Genomic DNA, 19,651 nt, shown 5'->3' with positions numbered 1-19,651 from the left:
TGTTTTTTGATTTTAATGCAAGACATTTTGCAGCCAAAGGGCTAAAATTGATAATAAGAGATTCAATTGCCTTTAAGGAGGGAATGACTATGCAAAACTATCTTTATGCAATCAGTGATATTCATGGAATGGCCGATCTTTTTAAAAGTCTTCTTGCGGAATATGATCCTAAAATCCATCAGTTGCTTTTGATTGGTGATCTAAATGACCGAGGACCAAAGTCCAAAGAGTGTTTAATGCTCGGAAAGAAATTAGTTGAAGAACATCAAGCGATTTATTTACGTGGCAATCACGAAGAGTATTTTCTGCAATTTCTAAATGCCCCAGAGGATTGGTTCGCCGCCTACGTACGCAATGGCGGCAAAGAAACGATTGAAAGTCTTTTACATTCAGGAGCTACTGAAGAGTATTCGCCAACGGAAATTGCCTTGATGATCCGAAGTAGATATGGAGACTTAATAGAGTTTTTGATGGAGCGGCCGCTTTATTACGAATGGGGGAAGTATCTTTTTGTCCATGCGGGCGTGGATTTAAGTAAAAAAGATTGGCGGAAGACCGCCGACCACGATTTTATCTGGATTCGCGAGCCATTTCATAAAGGAAAAAACCGTACAGGAAAAACGATCGTTTTTGGTCATACCATCACGCCAATGCTGCATGGAGATATGCAGACGACGGATCTTTGGCAACAAGACGACAAAATCGGCATCGATGGCGGGGCAGTATTTGGTGGATCGGTGCATGGCGTGATTTTTTATGACAAAGGGGTCCTTCAGGATATCGAATATCAAAATTTAGCAGGACCTTGGCAACCAGACTTTTAAAAGTCTTTTCTAAAAAGAGAAAAGCAGCCATTACAAGAGCCCCGAAGCAATGTTCCTTTCGTGCCTTCTTGTTTCCTCAATGGCTGACTTTTTTATGTTAAAATAGCAAAAGCAACAAAGGAAAGGTGAGAACGAATGGCAGAAATGAATCAAGAGGTACTTGATTTAGTGAAACAAGAACTAACCTCTTTTACCCAAAAACAAATCAGTACGGTGTTACAATTATTGCAAGAAGGAAATACCGTTCCGTTTATTGCCCGCTACCGTAAAGAAATGACGAATGGACTTGACGAAGTTCAGATTCGAGAAATCGAAGAGCGGTATCAGTACTTAGAAAACCTAGAGAAACGCAAGCAAGAAGTTTTGCGCTTGATAGAAGAACAAGAAAAGCTAACGCCTGAACTATCACAGGCGATTTTAGCTGCGACAAAAATGCAGGCCGTCGAAGACCTGTATCGTCCTTATAAACAAAAACGACGCACCAAAGCGACGATCGCCAAAGAAAATGGCTTGGAACCATTTGCTCAGTGGCTGTTAAGCTTCTCAAAAATAGGTGACGTACAAGAAAAAGCGACCGAATTTATGAGTGATGCTGTTCCTACTGTAGAAGATGTCTTGGCTGGCGCCCATGAGATCATTGCAGAAGGCGTTGGTGATACTGCAGAATTTCGAAGTTGGATTCGGAGCTATTATTCTAACAAAGGACTGTATAAGAGCACGGTCAAAAATGCTGAAAAAGATGAAAAAGGCGTTTATGAAATGTATTACGATTTCCAACATCCTATCAATAAGATGGTTTCACACCGGGTTTTAGCCACCAATCGTGGAGAAAAAGAAGACATTTTGAAGGTAACGCTTGTGGCAGATGAAGAAAAAATCATGGAGTACCTACGTCGGAAATTGATCACAAATAGTGATTCACCCGCAGCCAGTTTTGTCCAAACTGCTGCTGCTGACGCCTTGAAACGTTTTATCTTACCAGCGATCGAACGAGAGATCCGCAATGAGTTGACAGAAAAAGCCGACGAACAAGCAATTGCGATTTTTGGAGAAAATCTTCGCAATCTGCTGCTGCAGCCTCCGTTGAAGGGGAAAGTCGTTTTAGGGTTTGATCCAGCGTATCGAACGGGCTGTAAATTGGCCGTCGTTGATGAGACAGGAAAAGTATTAGCGATCGAAGTGATCTATCCCCATAAACCGGCGCCGATGAATAAACGAGAAGCGGCTGGACCAGCGTTTCGTCGCTTATTGCAAACCTATAAAGTTGAAATGGTCGCAATCGGCAATGGGACGGCGAGTCGAGAGTCAGAGCAATTCGTCGCTGAACAATTAAAATTGATCGATCAAGAGGTATATTATGTGATCGTGAATGAGGCAGGCGCTTCTGTTTATTCGGCCAGTCCGATCGCCCGGCATGAATTCCCTGATCTGCAAGTGGAAGAACGAAGTGCCATCAGTATTGGTCGCCGTCTCCAAGATCCCTTGGCAGAATTAGTTAAAATCGATCCACAATCGGTGGGCGTCGGGCAATACCAACATGACGTTTCGCAAAAGCGCTTAGCCGAACAATTGGATTTTGTCGTGGAAACGGTCGTCAACCAAGTAGGCGTTGATGTCAATACCGCAAGTGCGGCACTTTTACAGCACGTGGCGGGCTTAAATAAAACGACTGCCCAAAATATCGTGACCTATCGAGAAGAAAACGGGGTATTTACGCAGCGCAATCAACTGAAAAAAGTCCCTCGCTTAGGGCCAAAGGCCTATGAACAGGCGATCGGTTTTATGCGGATTCCTGGCGGAAAAGTCATTTTGGACAATACCGGGATTCATCCAGAAAGTTATGACACTGCCAAAGAAATTTTGGCGCTCGCGGATATTTCTCTAGCGGAGCTTGGGAAAGAACAATCGGAAGAAAATAAAGTGAAGTTGGCGCAAATGCGTCCAGCAGAACTTTCTGCTAAATTGTCTGTCGGGAAAGAAACCATCACAGATATCTTAAAAGCGTTAATGCAGCCAGGACGTGATATGCGGGATGAAATGCCAGCCCCATTATTGCGCAAAGATGTGTTGAGTATGGAGGATCTAAAACCGGGAATGGAATTGAAAGGAACTGTTCGAAATGTGATCGACTTTGGTGCTTTCGTCGATATCGGTGTCAAACAAGATGGACTGGTTCATTTGTCGAAGCTGAGCCGTTCGTTTGTAAAACATCCGAAAGACGTTGTTTCCGTTGGTGACGTCGTAACCGTTTGGATCGAGCAAGTAGATGTCAAAAAAGGCCGTATCAGTTTAACAATGGTCGATCCAGGAAATGCTAAATGACCCAACAAGAATTGCAGCGTTTGGTGGAAGAGCTTTCGCTGTCTGTTTTCAATAAACCATTTACGCATCGAGCGGTATTTAATTCTCGCTTAAAAACAACCGGTGGCCGTTACCATCTAAGTGATCACCACTTGGATTTCAATCCAGTGATGCTTACTGAACACGGGATGGAGGTTTTTATCGGCATTATCAAGCATGAATTATGTCACTATCATTTGCATTTAGCAGGTCTTGGTCATCGTCACCAAGATCCTGCTTTTAAAGCATTGCTGGCAAAAACGGGAGGCCTGCGGTATGCACCTCCTGCCAAAAGGACAGCTAAACATCGCTATCGATGTCAAAATTGCGGCTGCGAGATTCGGCGGCAGCGGCGTGTGGATATCAAAAAATATGTTTGTGGAAAATGTCGTGGACGTTTGTTAGAAATAGGAAATGATGAGAAAAGTCAAGTCGAAAAATAAAACTCGTTGCTATTTTTTTCATTTTGTATGATAATGTAGGTCGTGTGACAACCTGATATTTGTCAATACACGCGTTTTTTTACGACGCGGATTTGAGAAAAGAGGATTATAATAATGGAAAATCAAAACAAAATACATCATTTTGTTGGAATCAAAGGTTCCGGTATGAGTTCATTGGCTTTGATTCTGCACGAAAAAGGCTACCAAGTACAAGGCTCTGATGTGGAAGAATATTTCTTCACTCAACGTGATCTAGAAAAAGCAGCAATCAAATTGTTGCCTTTCGATAAAGCAAACATTCAACCAGAAATGGTCATTATCCAAGGGAATGCTTTCCCTGACACCCACGAAGAAATCATACGGGCCAAAGAACTTGGTTTAGAAGTCACTCGTTATCATGACTTTATTGGCCAATTCATTCAGCCCTATACGAGTATTGCTGTGACTGGTTCTCACGGAAAAACCAGTACGACAGGATTGCTTTCTCATGTTTTAAGCGGCATCCGGCCAACAAGTTTCTTGATTGGCGATGGTACCGGTCATGGAGAGCCCGATGCGGAATTCTTCTCGTTTGAAGCTTGTGAATACCGCCGTCATTTCTTAGCTTATTCACCGGACTATGCAATTATGACCAACATCGATTTTGATCATCCGGACTATTTCCACTCGATTGACGATGTCTTCTCAGCCTTTCAATCGATGGCAAGTCAAGTAAAAAAAGGCATTTTTGCTTTTGGTGATGACGAGTACCTGCGTAAACTTGAAGCAGATGTCCCGATCTACTATTACGGCGTCAACGATAACGACGATGTTCAAGCAAAAAACATTGAACGCACCACCCAAGGTTCAGAGTTCGACGTCTTTATCCATGGTGAAAATATTGGCCATTTTGTCTTGCCAGCGTTTGGTCAACACAACATCAACAACGCACTCAGTGTGATCGCTGTGGCTTACAAAGAAGGATTGGACATGAAAGAAGTTGCCGCTGAGATGCTCTCATTCCCTGGAGTGAAACGTCGCTTCAGCGAAAAAATCGTAGCGGATATGACGATCGTAGACGATTACGCCCATCATCCTGCAGAAATCAAAGCAACGATTGATGGCGCTCGTCAAAAATATCCGGATAAAGAGATTATTGCTGTCTTCCAACCTCATACCTTTACCCGTACGATCGCTTTAATGGATGAATTTGCGGAAGCGTTAGATCTTGCAGACCATGTGTATCTATGTGATATTTTTGGATCTGCTCGTGAATCCCGAGGGGATGTTAAAATTGAAGATCTGGGCAATAAAATTCAAAGAGGCGGAACTGTGATCAAAGAAGAGAACGTTTCTCCGCTACTAGATCATCAAAATGCTGTCGTGATTTTTATGGGAGCAGGCGATGTGCAAAAATTTGAAACAGCCTATGAAAAACTACTAAGCAATACAACTCGTAACGTATTGTAATCAAAGACTCTTGTGGCGTGTTTGCTGCAAGAGTTTTTTACATCTGAAGTTTTTGCAAAAGCAGCACCGCGAACTTGCACTTTTGTCGGCATCTGATAGAATATACTCAGATGAAACTATTCTTTTTGGAGGAATTAAATTTTGAATATAGGAAAACCGCGAAAAATAGGGAAAAGTATTGAAGATATCGAGGAAGGCGATTCGTTATCCTTAACAGAATCGATCGAAGACAATCAACTGTTGTTATATTTAGGACTTACTAATGATGCAAACCCTTTGTATATTCAACATGACTACACGCAAAATACTGAGTATCAGCGTCCAATCGTCCCATCCATCATGTTGATGGGGATCATCACCAGTGCCGTATCGAAACATTTGCCTGGTCCTGGCTCTCATGTAGTCAATTTTTCGGTGAACTTTATTGAACCTGTATATCATTATGAAACATTGACCTTTGAATTCGAAGTGATCAAAGTGGATAAAATGAAAGACGTGGTAACTATTTCGGTTGAAGCGATCAACACAGAAGATCATCGTATTTTAGATGCTGTGGTCATGGTCCAGCCGCCAAAAGCAGTAGCAGTAAATGAGGAGGAACAACAAGATGAATAATTTAAACAATGAAACCGTCCAAGCCCAAGGCTTAAATCGCTTTTATTCAAAAGTGTATTTATTCTTCGGCGTTGGGCTTGCGATCAGTGCGATTTCAGCCTATATTTTTGGGGAAGTCTTCCAAGCGCAAACCCTGCAATTTATCAACAATTTTCCGCTAGGATTTACCGGTCTTTGGATCTTACAGATCATTTTAGTCATTGTATTAGGTGTGAAGGCGCAGAAAAATCCATCCTTGACCGTTGCTGGCTTTTTAGTCTATTCGCTCTTGAATGGATTGACCTTGTCTGTGACATTGATGATCTATGACTTTGGATCGATCGTGGGAGCATTTGTTTCAGCAGCCGTCACTTTTGGTGTCATGTCAGCATTTGGGATCATGACCAAACGTGATCTAAGTGTGGTTGGTCGTATCGGCTATGGTCTGTTGATCGGGATCATCATCTCAACGCTCTTGAATGTATTTATTTTACGCAGTCAACCGGTTGACTTTTTCTTATCGATCGTGACCGTCTTTGTCTTTATGGGAATCACCGCTTATGACAATCAGCAAATCCGCAATGTATACTTCGCAACGAATGGTGGCGCAAATACAGGAGTGGCCGTTTTCATGGCATTACAACTGTATTTAGACTTCATCAACTTATTCCTAGCGTTATTGCGAATCTTTGGCAAAAACAACTAAAAAAAGTGCGAGGAAACTCGCCTTTTTTTTTGTATAAAATGAGAGAGAAAACAAAGCAATTCATCGCTTTTGTGCCCGTTCTTTGATAGAATAAAGAGGAACTTTTTGAGAAAAGGAGTAATCAAATGCCAAAAAATAAATTACTACTCGTTGATGGGAATAGTGTGGCTTTTCGCGCGTTTTTTGCGTTGCATAATTCATTAGAACGGTTTAAAAATGCCAACGGGCTGCACACAAATGCCATCTATGCGTTTCATACTATGTTTGAAAATGTGATGGCAAAAGAACAGCCAACACATGTTTTAGTGGCTTTTGATGCTGGAAAAACCACCTTCAGGACAGCGATGTATGAAGATTATAAAGGTGGGCGTTCAAAAACCCCTGGGGAATTTAAAGAACAAATGCCTTACATTCGCGAATTGATCAACGCGTTAGGTGTTCAATACTACGAATTAGATAACTATGAAGCCGATGATATCATTGGCACATTGGCAAATAAAGTCGATAAAGAGCTATTTGATGTCGTCGTTTTATCTGGCGATCGCGATTTGACCCAGCTGGCAACGGAGCACGTGAAAGTTGACATTACGGTCAAAGGCGTTAGCGAAATTGAAAGTTATACGCCCGCTCATGTGGCTGAAAAATATGACGGCCTAACACCCTTACAAATCATCGACATGAAAGGACTAGCTGGCGATGCTTCCGATAATATTCCCGGCGTCACCAAAATTGGTGAGAAGACAGCCATTAAGCTTTTAAAGGAATATGGCTCCGTTGAGGGAATCTATGAACACATCGATGAAATGAAAAAAAGCAAGATGAAAGAAAACTTGATCAATGACCGTGAGATCGCCTTTCTTTCAAAACAATTAGCAACCATCGATGTGGATGCGCCCATTGAGGTCGATGTCGACAAACTGAAATATGAAGGCAAAGATTTAGAGAAATTGGTGCCATTCTACCAAGAAATGAACTTTAATAGCTTCTTAGATAAGCTGCAAATTACAGCTGAACCAGTTGAGATGGAAGACATTTTGTTTTCGGTCGTTGAAGAAGTAACGGAAGATATGTTCCAGGGAGACACAGCATTGTATGTCGAGATGATGGGGGATAACTATCATTTGGAAGACATTGTCGGTGTTGCTTGGGGCAATCAAGAAAAAATTTATGTCAGCAATCGTGAAGAATTGTTTGAAAGTCCAGCCTTTACCGATTGGTTAAAAGACGAGAAACGTAAAAAATTCGTCTATGATGCCAAACGCACGTACGTGGCGTTAAACCGGTACACGACAGCACCAAAAGGAATCGCTTTTGATGTTTTATTGGCAGCTTATCTTTTAGACACGAATGATACAAATAATGACATCGCAGGTGTTGCCGCTCACTATGGCTATGATGCGATCCAATCGGATGAAGCGATTTATGGAAAAGGAGCGAAAAAAGGGCTGCCGGCGGATGAGGAAGACTTCTTTGCTCATTTAGCCCGTAAAGTAGCGGCGATTACAAACCTAACACCAAAACTTACGGAAGAATTGGCAGCGAAAAATCAAACAGCGCTCTTTGAAGAAATGGAACTGCCTTTATCAATGATTTTAGCTGAGATGGAGATTACCGGCATCAAAGTTGATGCGTCTCGCTTGCATCAGATGAAGGGCGAATTTGCACAACGGTTGCATGAAATTGAAGAAAAAATCTACGCCGAAGCTGGAGAAACCTTCAACTTAAACTCGCCGAAACAACTGGGTGTGATTTTATTTGAAAAAATGGGCTTACCAGTTATCAAAAAAACCAAAACTGGCTATTCGACCGCAGTCGATGTGTTAGAACAACTAAAAGAGCAAGCACCAATCGTTGAAGACATTTTGACTTATCGTCAAATCGCTAAGATCCAATCAACCTATGTAGAAGGCTTATTAAAAGTGATCCAAGGAGATGGCAAAGTCCATACGCGATATGTACAAACCTTGACCCAAACTGGTCGTTTAAGTTCTGTCGATCCAAACTTACAAAACATTCCGATTCGTTTAGAAGAAGGTCGAAAGATCCGCGAAGCCTTTGTGCCACGAGAAGCTGATTGGGTTATCTATTCTTCTGACTACTCTCAAATCGAATTGCGGGTGTTGGCACATATTTCAGATGATACCCATTTGAAAGAAGCCTTTATCGAAGGTCAAGATATCCATTCAAGCACAGCGATGCGAGTCTTTGGTATCGAAAAAGCAGAAGATGTGACACCAAATATGCGTCGTCAAGCCAAAGCGGTCAACTTCGGTATCGTTTATGGGATTTCTGATTATGGATTATCACAGAATCTAGGAATCACCAGAAAAGCCGCCCAACAATACATCGATACGTATTTTGAAAAATATCCTGGTGTGAAAACGTATATGGAGGATGTGGTTCGTGAGGCGAAGGACAAAGGGTACGTTGAAACCTTGTATCATCGCCGTCGTTACTTACCTGATATTAATTCTCGCAATTTCAATATTCGAACTTTTGCTGAAAGAACCGCCATCAATACACCGATTCAAGGAAGTGCGGCGGATATCTTAAAAATTGCCATGATCGATCTGGCGAAACGTTTGAAAGAAGAAAAATTAGCAGCAACGATGCTGCTGCAAGTACACGATGAACTAGTCTTTGAAGTACCTGAATCTGAATTGCCTCGTCTTGACGCTTTAGTGAAAGAAGTGATGGAGCAAGCCGTTGCATTGCATGTCCCTTTACTGACAGACAGCAATTGGGGCAAAACATGGTACGATGCAAAATAAATGAGGTGAACAGAGGTGCCGGAATTACCAGAAGTTGAAACGGTCCGTAAAGGACTTGAAAAACTTGTTTTGAATAAAACGATCGAATCGGTCGAGATCCTGTGGCCGCGAATCATTGAAAGTCCTGAAGTACCGATCTTTTCGGCGCTTTTGAAAGGGCAACGTTTTGAAAAATTTGAACGACGTGGAAAATTTTTGATTTTTAAATTGACAGATTATGATCTGATCTCTCATCTACGAATGGAAGGCAAGTACGAGTATTTTGAGTCAGACCCGATTGTCGATAAACATACACATGTCATTTTCCATTTTACGGATGGCAGTCAGTTAAATTACCATGATGTAAGAAAATTTGGACGTATGACCTTAGTGGATAAAGACCAAAGCGCAGCCTATAAAGGCATCATGCAATTAGGTCCTGAGCCTAAGCCTGAATTGTTTTTATTAGAGGCATTTGAACAAGGATTGAAGCGTTCGAAAAAAGCCATCAAACCGTTATTGCTTGACCAAAAGCTCGTTACTGGTTTGGGCAATATTTATGTAGATGAGGCGCTGTGGCAAGCAAAAATCCATCCAGAGCAACCAGCGGATTCATTAATGCCAACTGAAGTAGATGTGCTGCATAAAGCAATCATCGATGTCTTAGAACGAGCTGTTGAAGCAGGCGGAACTACCATTCGGACCTATCTCAATGCACTAGGAGAAGCCGGGAAATTCCAAATGTCATTAAATGTCTATGGCCAGACAGGCAATCCTTGTGGCCGATGTGGCACACCAATCGTCAAGATCAAAGTTGCCCAACGGGGGACGCATTTTTGTCCTCAGTGTCAAAAACTGCATGTGAGGTCCAACAAATGAGTTTTGTTTTAGGCGTCACTGGGGGAATCGCCACTGGAAAAAGTACTGCAGTCGCGCATTTTCGATCACTGGGTTTACCGATTATTGATGCCGATATCATCGCAAGAGAAGTCGTTGAACCGAATACGGAGGGCTTGCAGGCGGTGACGCAAGCCTTTGGTCCGCAGATTTTGACAGATGATGGGCACCTAGATCGACAAACCCTCGGTGCTTTGATTTTTAACGATCCAGAAAAACGCCGCATGCTGAATCAGACGTTATCTCCTTTTATTCGACAAGAGATTTTGTCTCAGATCGAAGAAAAAAAACAGGAAGTGCCCTTGTTGATCGTTGACATTCCTTTGCTTTATGAAGCCGACTACGACCAATACATGGATCAAACCGCAGTCGTTTATGTGCCAGAAGCGCTTCAAAAAGAGCGGTTGATGGCACGTAATCAACTGAGTGAGCAAGAAGCGCAACAACGAATCGACAGTCAGCTTTCCATTGAGAAAAAGAAACAACGGGCAGATATTGTCTTTGATAATCAAGGAACGATCGCCCAACTCAATCAGCAGATCGATGATTGGTTAGCATCCTTAAACAAATAGATAAGACAGCAGGTTCCCTTCAGTAAAAGGGAACCTGCTATTTTATCTTTCAATAGCAAACCTAGCCCTATCATTTCCAAAAACAACTGGCGCTGAAACATGTCGGAAACTGTTTGGTTTGGAAAGTAAGACGATCGTGTATGAATGGTTAAATATCAAAGTACCAGCCCTGATTTATTTTGGGGTCACGATCACGCGATTGCTGGAAAAGGGGTGAAGAATGATCGGCTGATCATAAAAAGAGGTGAGAACCTCCTCAGTAAAAATCGTCTCTCGTTGACCAGCGGCGTGGACTTTGCCGTTTTTTAACATCAGCAAATGAGTGAAAATCGGTAGTAGCTCTTCCGTATGATGGGTAACGTAAAGAAGAGTCGGCGTATTCGGCAGATGTGAAAAAGCCTCCAGACGGGTTAGCAGTTCTTCTCGCGCAAATAGATCAAGGCCCGTACAAGGTTCGTCCAAAATCAGGATCTCTGGTTGTGCCATCATGGCCCGTGCGATCATGACAAATTGTTTTTCCCCTTGAGAAAGGACGTGATAGGAACGATTGATCAAATGCGACAAACCTAAGTCAGTCAAAAGCGCTTTTGCTTGGATCAGCTGCTCTTCTTCATAGGACTCATAAAGACCAATACTGGAATAAAGCCCCGAAAGAACGATCTCTTCGGCAAGATCGCGACCATAAAACTTGCTTTGCAGCGCTGAACTGACCCAACCAATGCGCCGTTGAAGATCGGGCACAGACGTTTTTCCGTAACGCTCACCTAAGACCGTTCGTTGACCAGAAGAAGGCCATAAACTTCCCGTGATCATTTGGAGTAATAAACTTTTGCCAGCACCATTCAGACCTAAAATCACCCAATGCTCATTTTTTTTCACTTGCCAATTGATCGCTTTTAATAAATAGTTCTTGTCGCGAACGAATGAAACCTGTTGGAAATCGAGGATTGTCATCTATTGTCGAACCTTAAACAGGTTCTTCACCTCCAGTTGTAAGAATATTCAGAAAATAATCGCTCATATTATAGCATAAAGAAAAACATTTTGCTGACTGTTTGGTATCGCATTCATATCTTTTGTCAGAATTCAGAATGCTTGTTATGATGAAACTATACAGGAGGGATGATAACTATGGGTACTTTTAAAGACGAAAAAGATGTGATCGTTGGCAAGGCTAAAGAAAAAATCGGTGAGTGGACCAATAATGAAGAACTTGCCCATTCTGGGAAAGAACAAGCACACGAAGGTCAGATCAAGAAAGAGCACGATCAAAAAAGAGTCAATGAATTAGAAGATCAAAATGACGAGCGCGATGCCCGCAATGATCGAACTACCCCAGAAAATGTCAGCAGTGAAGAATTGTTGCGAGCTGAAAATCCTGATGCCAATAAAATTTCTTCTGCCGATCGTCGAGATGCAGACCAGCTGAAGCATTATACTGGAATTGAAGATAAATTATAACTGAACACGGATGCCTTCGTCTTCTAGACGAGGCATTTTTTTGTTAACCAGAGTGGATGAAGAGTCAAGAGACTACTGCTCAGTTGACAATTGCTCAACATCTCATTATAATCCATTAAGATCGCATAGAGAGAAGCAAAGAAATTGGGAGGTGGTCATCAAATGCTTATTTATGCATTGTGTACGACTGTCAAGAAAGTAGAACAGCCGCAATAGGAAACGGAAAATTAGAAAGAAGGCTTTTTTATGATCGAACCTTACCAATTTCATTCAATTAAACATCAAGTATACCAATTAGTTCGAACCTATCAATCGGTGAATGATCCTCGAACGATCAAAACGGTTGAAACGATGACCAAAGACGCCATAGAACATTTTTTTCCTGAAGAAGAAACAGCACCACGTGAAATTTTAGCTGCTTTCTTTCAACAGGGGATGACGATCAGTCGCAGCAATGAGCTGTTAACAGAACTCAAAGAGTACGTCCGACCCTTTCAGGTGCCGACAACAAAACAAATTGAAAAAATGTTTCGGAAAGTAAAAAAACTGAAAATACCTGATTTTGCTTCCGTTGATTTAAAAGAGACCACTTATCTTGCTTGGGATGATATCGGTAGTCAAAGCAAGTTTATGATCATAGTCACTGAGCAGGGATTTACAGGACTTCACGGTCATGTGTCAACCGAGGTCAAAAAAGGGATCTGTCCCTTGTGCCAGCATGAAGGAAATGTGTCGATGTTTCTTTCTTTGACCAAGAGCAACGGCGATGGAACATATACGAAACGCGGGAATTATATTTGCCGTGATAGCCAAAGGTGCAATCAGCAGTTGGAACAGCCAGCAAATTTGCATGATTTTGTTTCTTTGCTGCAAATGAAAGATAAATAACGAAATGAAACGGCAGAAATCTTTCTGCCGTTTTTTCTCATTGAAAAAAACAACAGTTATAGCATTATTTAAATTTTGTATTAAATGAACAGAATAAACCACTTTGGCTATTGTACCAATGGATTTCATGTTATAATTAATCATAGAAACCGATGACTTTACGTGAAAACGTAAGCGCATAAGAGAGAAAATGAGGTGGAACTATGCAATGTCCAAAATGTCATCATAACAATTCGAGGGTAGTTGATAGTCGACAAGCCGATGATGGACGTGTGATTCGCCGTCGTCGTGAGTGCGAAAATTGCGGCTATCGCTTTACAACATTTGAACGTATTGAAGAGGCACCCTTGCTTGTGATCAAGAAAAATGGTGCCCGTGAAGAATTCAACCGAGAAAAAATTTTACGGGGCTTGATTCGTTCTGCTGAAAAACGACCAGTGACAATGGATCAGATGGAAACAATCGTCGATCATGTGGAAAGTCGTGTCCGTGCTCTTGGTGAAAATGAAATATCTACGACACAAATTGGTGAGTATGTGATGGAAGATCTAGTTGATTTAGACGAGATCGCTTATATCCGTTTTGCCAGTGTATACCGCCAGTTTAAAGACATGTCAGTTTTCTTAAAAGAACTACAAGACATCGTCGAAAAAGCGAAAGAACCACAAGAATAGAGGGGGACAACAAGTGGGCAATAGTTTACCGAATCAATCGTACAAAGTGTTCAAAAGCCGTCCACTTACAACGGAAGGGAAAGACGCCCTCATTTATTTGTATCAACCAATTATTGAAAGTGATGCTTTAGCATTGTATTTGACACTAGCAAGCGATGTCCAAGCCCAAAGCATTTCTGGCGAGGAGTCGATGACGACCGTGCATCTAGATATCTTGAATGCCATGAATGTCGGAATGCCTCGCTTCATAAAAGCCAAGCAAAACCTAGAAGGTATCGGCTTGCTGAAATCATATGAAAAAGCAGATTTGCAAAACGGATCCTCCTATCTGTATTGGTTGCAAGAACCGGTCCATCCAGCAGCGTTTTTTCAAGATGAATTGTATGCCTATCTGTTGTTGGAAAGAGTCGGAGAGCGTAAATTTAATCAGCTGGTCAAGCTGTATCAGCCAAAGCAGTGTTCCTTGACCGATTATCAGGAAGTGACTCAATCCTTCTCAGCCGCCTATGGGTTAAATACCGCACGTTTTGCTTCCCATGAAGAAACGTTACAGGCAGTCAGTGATTCTTTTCAAGAAACCAATGCGAACTTGGTGCTTGACGAAAAGCAGTTGGATTGGGACTTTCTTTTATATGAAGCGCAGCGTCGGTATATCCGTGCCGCTAATTTCACGCCAAGTTTTCGACAAAAGTTAGTTCTATACCATTCTTTATATGGCTATGATGTGTTGGAATTGTTGGATTTGATGGCGGACAATGTTTCTTTGACCACAGGCGAGGTCGACCAGAAAAAGCTGGAACAAGCCATCATGAAGAAATCACGACAAACATTCACGAAAACATCAAAAAGAGAAGATCCCCAAGCGGAAAGTCAGTTGCGCCGCTTCAATACCTTAAAACAGAATGGTTTTTCAGAAAATGATGTATTATTGATTCAAGAAAGTGAGAACAATGCACCGATCGCTTTTCTAAAGGCGATCAAAGCGGAGAAAAACAGTTTCATGACGGATTCAGAACAATGGTTGATCAAAAGCCTTGTCGAACGATCACCATTGCCGAATAGTGTGATCAATGTTCTGGTTCATTACGTTTTAGTAGTCCAAAACAATGCCGCTTTATCCGGAAATTATGTAAATAATATTGCCGCCCAGTGGTCAGAATTAAAAATCGGTACGGCAGAAGATGCGATCAAGCATGTTCGGAGCCTTGTTCGAAGTGCCAAGGAAAAACGCAGCCGACCACAAACAAGCGGCAAAAAAATCATTCGCGAAGAAAAGCTGCCTTCTTGGGCTGAAAAACCAGTGGAAGAGACAGCATTAACGCCAGAGCGACAAGCAGAATTAGATAAAAAACTGCAAAACTACTTGCATAAGAAAGCTGGTGACAAGTAATGGAAGATGTTGGAAAAAACTTAGGGAAATTATTGGATAAACGCAATTACCGTGATCAGTTTTCATCAATGATGGCAGAAGTTTTGCAAGATCCTGATGTCAAAGCGTTTATTGCCGAAAATGAAGAAGCATTGACCGAAGCGGATATTCAAAAAAGCTATGCGAAACTGTATGAGTTCGTTCAAGAAAAGCGGAAATTCCGCATCAATGATCCATCCATGATCGCACCGGGCTATGAACCACGCTTAGCGTTAAATTTTCATTTTATTGATGTCACCTATGTGCCAACCAAAGAGTTACTGGCTTACCAGAAACAAGAAGAGATCCGCAGTCGTATCAAAGCGATGGATATGCCTAAAGATATTCAAGAAGCGAGCTTTGCAGATTATCAGCAAACGCCTGGACGCATGGAGGCTATCGCAGCCGCCGTTGATTTTATTAGTGAGTTGACAGCGAATCCGCAAGAATTTCATAAAGGCCTTTACTTTGTAGGAAGTTTTGGGATTGGCAAGACTTACCTGCTTGGAGCAATCGCCAGAGATTTAGCAGAGGCGGGGTATACAACGACACTTGTCCACTTTCCAACATTTGCGGTAGAGATGAAACAAGCAATCGGCAAAGATCAAGTGGGGGACAAGCTGAATGCAGTGAAAAAAGCCCCAATTTTGATGATGGATGATATCGGTGCTGATGCGATGAGCAGCTGGATTCGCGACGAAGTCTTCGGTGTCATATTGCAATACCGCATGCAAGAACAACTGCCGACCTTCTTTACTTCGAATTTTACTATGCATGAGTTGGAACAGCATCTTTCGGTGACGCAACGAGGTGAATCCGAACCATTAAAAGCCAAGCGCATTATGGAACGTATCCGTTATTTGACACAAGAAATTCAAATGACTGGTAAAAACCGACGAAATGATGGCCAATAACTGACTATTACTGGAGGAAGAAGATGATGACAAAACAGGTAATAATAGGATTATCCTTTGCAGCAATGCTGCTTTTAACAGCTTGCGGCAATCAGGGAAACAGCGCTGCAAATGGGGAGACTGGAACTTCTGAAACCAGCGAGCAGACCAGTTCCGTATCAAATAGTGCATCAGAAACGGAAACAACCGCAATTTTTACTGGTGTTATCCAAGAAGATGCGATAGCAGGATCGGATGATACCTTTTCACTCTTTTTGAAAGAGGTGGCGGCAGTGGAAGATGACGATCAAGTCGTCCAAAGTTTTCAAAATGATGGGGTCATCCTACATGTCCCAGTCGAGGCTTATTCAGGAGATCTGGAGGAATTGACGGAAGGTGCTACCGTCCAGGTGACGTTGCAAGGCATACCGATCATGACGATGTCGATCCCGCCGCAAATTCCGGGCAACTCGATCCAAAAGGTTGAATTAGTAGAAGATTAATGCAATGTGCGCGTTGGCAATGGCACCACAGTCAAGACGCACATTTTTTTCTATTTTTGGAAAGCGTGATATACTACGAGAGAAGGAGTGACAATATGAACGAACATGCATTATCGGATCGTTTGGCTTGTGTGGGCGCACAAATTCCCGACCAAGCACGTTTCGCCGACATCGGTTCCGACCATGCTTACTTGCCTGTTGCATTGATGCTGCAGAACAAAATCTCTTATGCTGTAGCCGGAGAAGTTGTTCAAGGACCTTATGATTCTGCTAGCAAACAAGTGCGTAAGAACGGGTTAGCTGATAAAATCGTGGTTCGTTTGGCAGACGGACTGGACGCGATTCAACCTGAAGACAACATCGACACCGTTGTCATTGCTGGAATGGGTGGCACACTGATACGTTCGATTTTAGAAGAAGGTAGCCGGAAAAATCGCTTAGCCGGAGTCAAACGCTTGGTTTTACAACCGAATGTTGGGGAACGGACTTTGCGAGAATGGCTCGTTAGCAACAACTTTATAATCATTCATGAAGTACTTTTAGAAGAAAACGACAAAAACTATGAAATTATCGTTGCCGAAACTGGAAAAACGACGTATACGTCCCAGCAATTATTTTTTGGTCCTTTTTTATTAAAAGAAAAAAATCCAGTTTTCCTTAAAAAATGGCAACATGAATTAAAGCAACGACAACGCGTCATCAAAGAGTTAGAGAAAGCCAAAGAACCACCTGCTGAAAAAATCAATGAATTAAAGGATCAGATCGAATGGATCAAGGAGGTGTTGGCATGATTTCTGGTCAAGAATTTATCAAACGCTTTGAAGCATACTGCCCTTTATGGTTGGCAGAAGAAGGCGATCCTGTTGGTCTACATGTTGGCACATTAAACAAACCGCTCGAGCGAGTCATGATGACTCTTGATGTACGTCCAGAAGTGGTTGCAGAAGCCATCGAGAAAAAGATCGACTTGATCATCGCCAAACACCCACCGATCTTTCGGCCTTTGAACCGCTTACTGACAGATGATCCACAACAAAAGATGCTAATGGATCTCGTCAAGCATGATATTGCCGTTTACGCCGCCCACACCAATATGGATATTATTGAAGATGGTTTGAACGATTGGTTTTGTGAACTATTAGAAGTTGAACCCGACACGTATTTGAAGCAAACCCATCAAGTAAAAATGAAGAAGCTAGCTGTTTTTACCCCTGTTGAATCGGCACCAGCGTTACGAAAGGCATTAGGTAAAGCAGGTGCTGGTCAGCAAGGCAATTACCAAAATACCAGCTATTCCTTGATTGGCACCGGTCGCTTTACGCCACAGCAAGCGGCACATCCTGCCATTGGTGAGATTGGAAAAGAAGAACAGGTGCAAGAAGCGAAGATCGAAGTCATTTTTCCAGAAACGATCGAGAATAAAGTGCTTTCGGCAATGATCGCTGCTCATCCTTACGAAGAGCCAGCTTATGATCTGTATGCCTTAGACAATTTGCCGAAAACCTATGGAATCGGACGGGTTGGCAACCTCGCTGAGCCTCTTTCCCTTGATCAGTTTGTCGAACGTGTCAAAGAGCGCTTTGGTTTGACTGCTTTACGCCTCGTCAGCTTTCCTGGTGCACCTGAAAAAATTCAGCGAATCGCCATTTGCGGCGGCAGTGGCCAATCGTTTTATTCGGATGCCTTACGCCATCAAGCGGATGTGTACATCACTGGCGATATCAGTTACCATTTCGCCCATGACATGCAAGCCAATGGGTTGATTGGGATCGATCCAGGGCACAACATCGAAAAGGAATGTATTCCTCGGTTTATTGAGAAATTCAACCAGTGGAAAGCAGAAGAGAACTGGGCTGTGACCTTTGTTCCTTCCACCACTTCAACAAATCCATTTGACTATAGATAGGAGAATCTTTTATGTACGAAAATTTATTGCCTCGCTTTTTGAATTATGTAAAAACAGAAACTCGCTCTGATGCGACAAGCACGACAACACCTTCTACCCAAACACAGGTCGCGTTTGCCAAAGAACTGCAAAAAGAACTTGAAGAATTAGGATTAAGCGATGTTCATTACAATGAATCAAATGGTTTTGTGATCGCAACATTACCAAGTAACGTGGATCATGACGTACGCTCCATCGGTTTTATCGCCCATATGGATACCGCCGATTTTAATGCAGAGAATGTTGATCCGCAGATCATCGAAAATTACGATGGCGAATCAACCATTAAATTAGATAAAGAAGGAAAATACACATTAAACACAAAAGATTTTCCGAATTTAAAAAATTATGCTGGGGAAACCTTGATCACTACTGATGGTACTACTTTATTAGGTTCTGATGATAAGTCAGGTATTGCAGAAATCATGACAGCCATGGAAATTTTACTTAAAAACCCAACGATCAAACATGGGGAAATCAAAGTCGCATTTGGCCCTGATGAAGAAATTGGGGTTGGTGCAGATAAATTCGATGTTGAAGATTTCAATGTTGATTTTGCGTATACAATGGATGGCGGTCCAGTAGGAGAATTGCAATACGAGACCTTTAATGCGGCGCAAGCTGAAATTACGATCCAAGGAAAAAATGTCCACCCAGGAACTGCTAAAGACACCATGATCAACGCTTTGCAACTAGCAGTCGATTTTCAAAATGCGCTACCGGCTGATGAAGTTCCTGAGAAAACCGAAGGGACAGAAGGGTTCTTCCATTTGATGAGTCTCAGCGGCTCAGTAGAAGAAGCGAAAATGGCATACATTATTCGAGACCATGACCGGACCCGTTTTGAAGAAAGAAAAGCACAATTATTAGCGGTTCAAGAAAGCTTGAATGCCCGCTTTGATGAACCGAGAGTACACGTTCATCTATATGATCAATACTACAACATGAAAGAAATCATCGAAAAAGATATGAGTATCATTGATCTAGCAAAAGATGCGATGGAAGCAGTGGGAATCACTCCGATAACAGAACCTGTTCGTGGTGGAACCGATGGCTCGAAAATCTCCTATTTAGGGATTCCAACACCGAATATCTTTGCTGGTGGAGAAAATATGCACGGACGTTATGAGTTCGTCTCACTACAATCAATGATGAAAGCGACCGATGTGATTGTGAAAATCGCCGAACTGAATGCTCAAGCATAAACGTTGATTTTTGATTTGTTGGAATAAATGAAAAACTCTTGGGCTGGGAACTCTTCACGCAGGTCTTGCGTAAGACCCGGCCTTTTTAGGATGTGAATA

General features: G+C 42.2%; 19 protein-coding genes. 18 read left to right on the top strand and 1 reads right to left on the bottom strand.

Annotated features, from left to right (window positions below):
* Positions 1-89 precede the first annotated feature (89 nt).
* The 9 genes from IGJ17_RS08915 to coaE all read left to right on the top strand — a co-directional run bounded on the left by IGJ17_RS08915 (position 90) and on the right by coaE (position 10,575).
* Positions 90-824 carry a metallophosphoesterase family protein gene (locus IGJ17_RS08915; RefSeq protein WP_315041897.1) on the top strand — a complete coding sequence of 245 codons (735 nt, stop codon included), beginning with the start codon at positions 90-92 and terminating at the stop codon, positions 822-824.
* 135 nt (positions 825-959) lie between these two features.
* Positions 960-3,146 (top strand): Tex family protein, encoded by a 2,187-nt coding sequence (locus tag IGJ17_RS08910; protein ID WP_429961266.1) that lies wholly within the window; start codon positions 960-962, stop codon positions 3,144-3,146.
* Positions 3,143-3,607, top strand: a complete 465-nt coding sequence (locus IGJ17_RS08905) for a SprT family protein (RefSeq protein ID WP_008380085.1) — start codon at positions 3,143-3,145, stop codon at positions 3,605-3,607. The genes IGJ17_RS08910 and IGJ17_RS08905 overlap by 4 nt, the downstream gene beginning before the upstream one ends.
* A 114-nt stretch (positions 3,608-3,721) precedes the next feature.
* The gene (gene murC / locus IGJ17_RS08900; protein ID WP_005235767.1) at positions 3,722-5,056 is read left to right on the top strand and encodes a UDP-N-acetylmuramate--L-alanine ligase; all 1,335 of its coding nucleotides are present in this window, start codon (positions 3,722-3,724) and stop codon (positions 5,054-5,056) included.
* A gap of 141 nt (positions 5,057-5,197) precedes the next feature.
* A complete protein-coding gene (locus tag IGJ17_RS08895; protein ID WP_005235769.1) occupies positions 5,198-5,671 on the top strand; it encodes a MaoC family dehydratase in 474 nt (157 codons plus the stop codon).
* Entirely contained in the window at positions 5,664-6,356 is a 693-nt protein-coding gene (locus IGJ17_RS08890; RefSeq protein ID WP_016620070.1) for a Bax inhibitor-1/YccA family protein, read from the top strand. The genes IGJ17_RS08895 and IGJ17_RS08890 overlap by 8 nt, the downstream gene beginning before the upstream one ends.
* Positions 6,357-6,481: 125 nt before the next feature.
* Entirely contained in the window at positions 6,482-9,127 is a 2,646-nt protein-coding gene (gene polA / locus IGJ17_RS08885) for a DNA polymerase I (RefSeq protein WP_086299407.1), read from the top strand.
* A 15-nt stretch (positions 9,128-9,142) separates the two neighbouring features.
* Positions 9,143-9,985, top strand: coding sequence for a DNA-formamidopyrimidine glycosylase (gene mutM / locus IGJ17_RS08880; protein ID WP_016611848.1), 843 nt, complete (start codon positions 9,143-9,145; stop codon positions 9,983-9,985).
* Positions 9,982-10,575 (top strand): dephospho-CoA kinase, encoded by a 594-nt coding sequence (coaE, locus tag IGJ17_RS08875; protein WP_016611847.1) that lies wholly within the window; start codon positions 9,982-9,984, stop codon positions 10,573-10,575. The genes mutM and coaE overlap by 4 nt, the downstream gene beginning before the upstream one ends.
* A 174-nt stretch (positions 10,576-10,749) precedes the next feature.
* Here the strand turns inward: coaE and IGJ17_RS08870 are convergent, their stop codons facing one another.
* Entirely contained in the window at positions 10,750-11,529 is a 780-nt protein-coding gene (locus IGJ17_RS08870) for an ABC transporter ATP-binding protein (RefSeq protein ID WP_086332401.1), read from the bottom strand.
* Between the two features lie 177 nt (positions 11,530-11,706).
* Between IGJ17_RS08870 and IGJ17_RS08865 the strand changes: the two genes are divergently transcribed.
* From IGJ17_RS08865 to pepT, 9 genes are all read left to right on the top strand, one after another.
* Positions 11,707-12,036 (top strand): hypothetical protein, encoded by a 330-nt coding sequence (locus IGJ17_RS08865; protein WP_008380072.1) that lies wholly within the window; start codon positions 11,707-11,709, stop codon positions 12,034-12,036.
* Between the two features lie 246 nt (positions 12,037-12,282).
* The gene (locus IGJ17_RS08860) at positions 12,283-12,924 is read left to right on the top strand and encodes a FusB/FusC family EF-G-binding protein (protein WP_061054210.1); all 642 of its coding nucleotides are present in this window, start codon (positions 12,283-12,285) and stop codon (positions 12,922-12,924) included.
* A gap of 203 nt (positions 12,925-13,127) precedes the next feature.
* Positions 13,128-13,598 carry a transcriptional regulator NrdR gene (nrdR, locus tag IGJ17_RS08855; RefSeq protein ID WP_005226004.1) on the top strand — a complete coding sequence of 157 codons (471 nt, stop codon included), beginning with the start codon at positions 13,128-13,130 and terminating at the stop codon, positions 13,596-13,598.
* Between the two features lie 13 nt (positions 13,599-13,611).
* On the top strand, positions 13,612-14,988 hold the full coding sequence (locus IGJ17_RS08850) for a replication initiation and membrane attachment family protein (protein ID WP_005235791.1): 1,377 nt from the start codon (positions 13,612-13,614) through the stop codon (positions 14,986-14,988).
* Entirely contained in the window at positions 14,988-15,920 is a 933-nt protein-coding gene (gene dnaI, locus IGJ17_RS08845; protein ID WP_016611842.1) for a primosomal protein DnaI, read from the top strand. The genes IGJ17_RS08850 and dnaI overlap by 1 nt, the downstream gene beginning before the upstream one ends.
* Positions 15,921-15,943: 23 nt before the next feature.
* Entirely contained in the window at positions 15,944-16,402 is a 459-nt protein-coding gene (locus IGJ17_RS08840; protein ID WP_016611841.1) for a hypothetical protein, read from the top strand.
* A gap of 95 nt (positions 16,403-16,497) precedes the next feature.
* Positions 16,498-17,193, top strand: a complete 696-nt coding sequence (locus IGJ17_RS08835; RefSeq protein WP_034872664.1) for a tRNA (adenine(22)-N(1))-methyltransferase — start codon at positions 16,498-16,500, stop codon at positions 17,191-17,193.
* On the top strand, positions 17,190-18,308 hold the full coding sequence (locus IGJ17_RS08830; RefSeq protein ID WP_301280254.1) for a Nif3-like dinuclear metal center hexameric protein: 1,119 nt from the start codon (positions 17,190-17,192) through the stop codon (positions 18,306-18,308). Before IGJ17_RS08835 ends, IGJ17_RS08830 begins: the two co-directional genes overlap by 4 nt.
* A gap of 11 nt (positions 18,309-18,319) precedes the next feature.
* The gene (gene pepT / locus IGJ17_RS08825) at positions 18,320-19,552 is read left to right on the top strand and encodes a peptidase T (protein ID WP_301389208.1); all 1,233 of its coding nucleotides are present in this window, start codon (positions 18,320-18,322) and stop codon (positions 19,550-19,552) included.
* The last annotated feature ends 99 nt before the right edge of the window (positions 19,553-19,651 follow it).

This window comes from Enterococcus sp. DIV1096b (genome assembly GCF_050498765.1).
Classification (GTDB): Bacteria; Bacillota; Bacilli; order Lactobacillales; family Enterococcaceae; genus Enterococcus_D; species Enterococcus_D entomosocium.
This window is presented reverse-complemented; position numbering and strand designations above follow the sequence as displayed.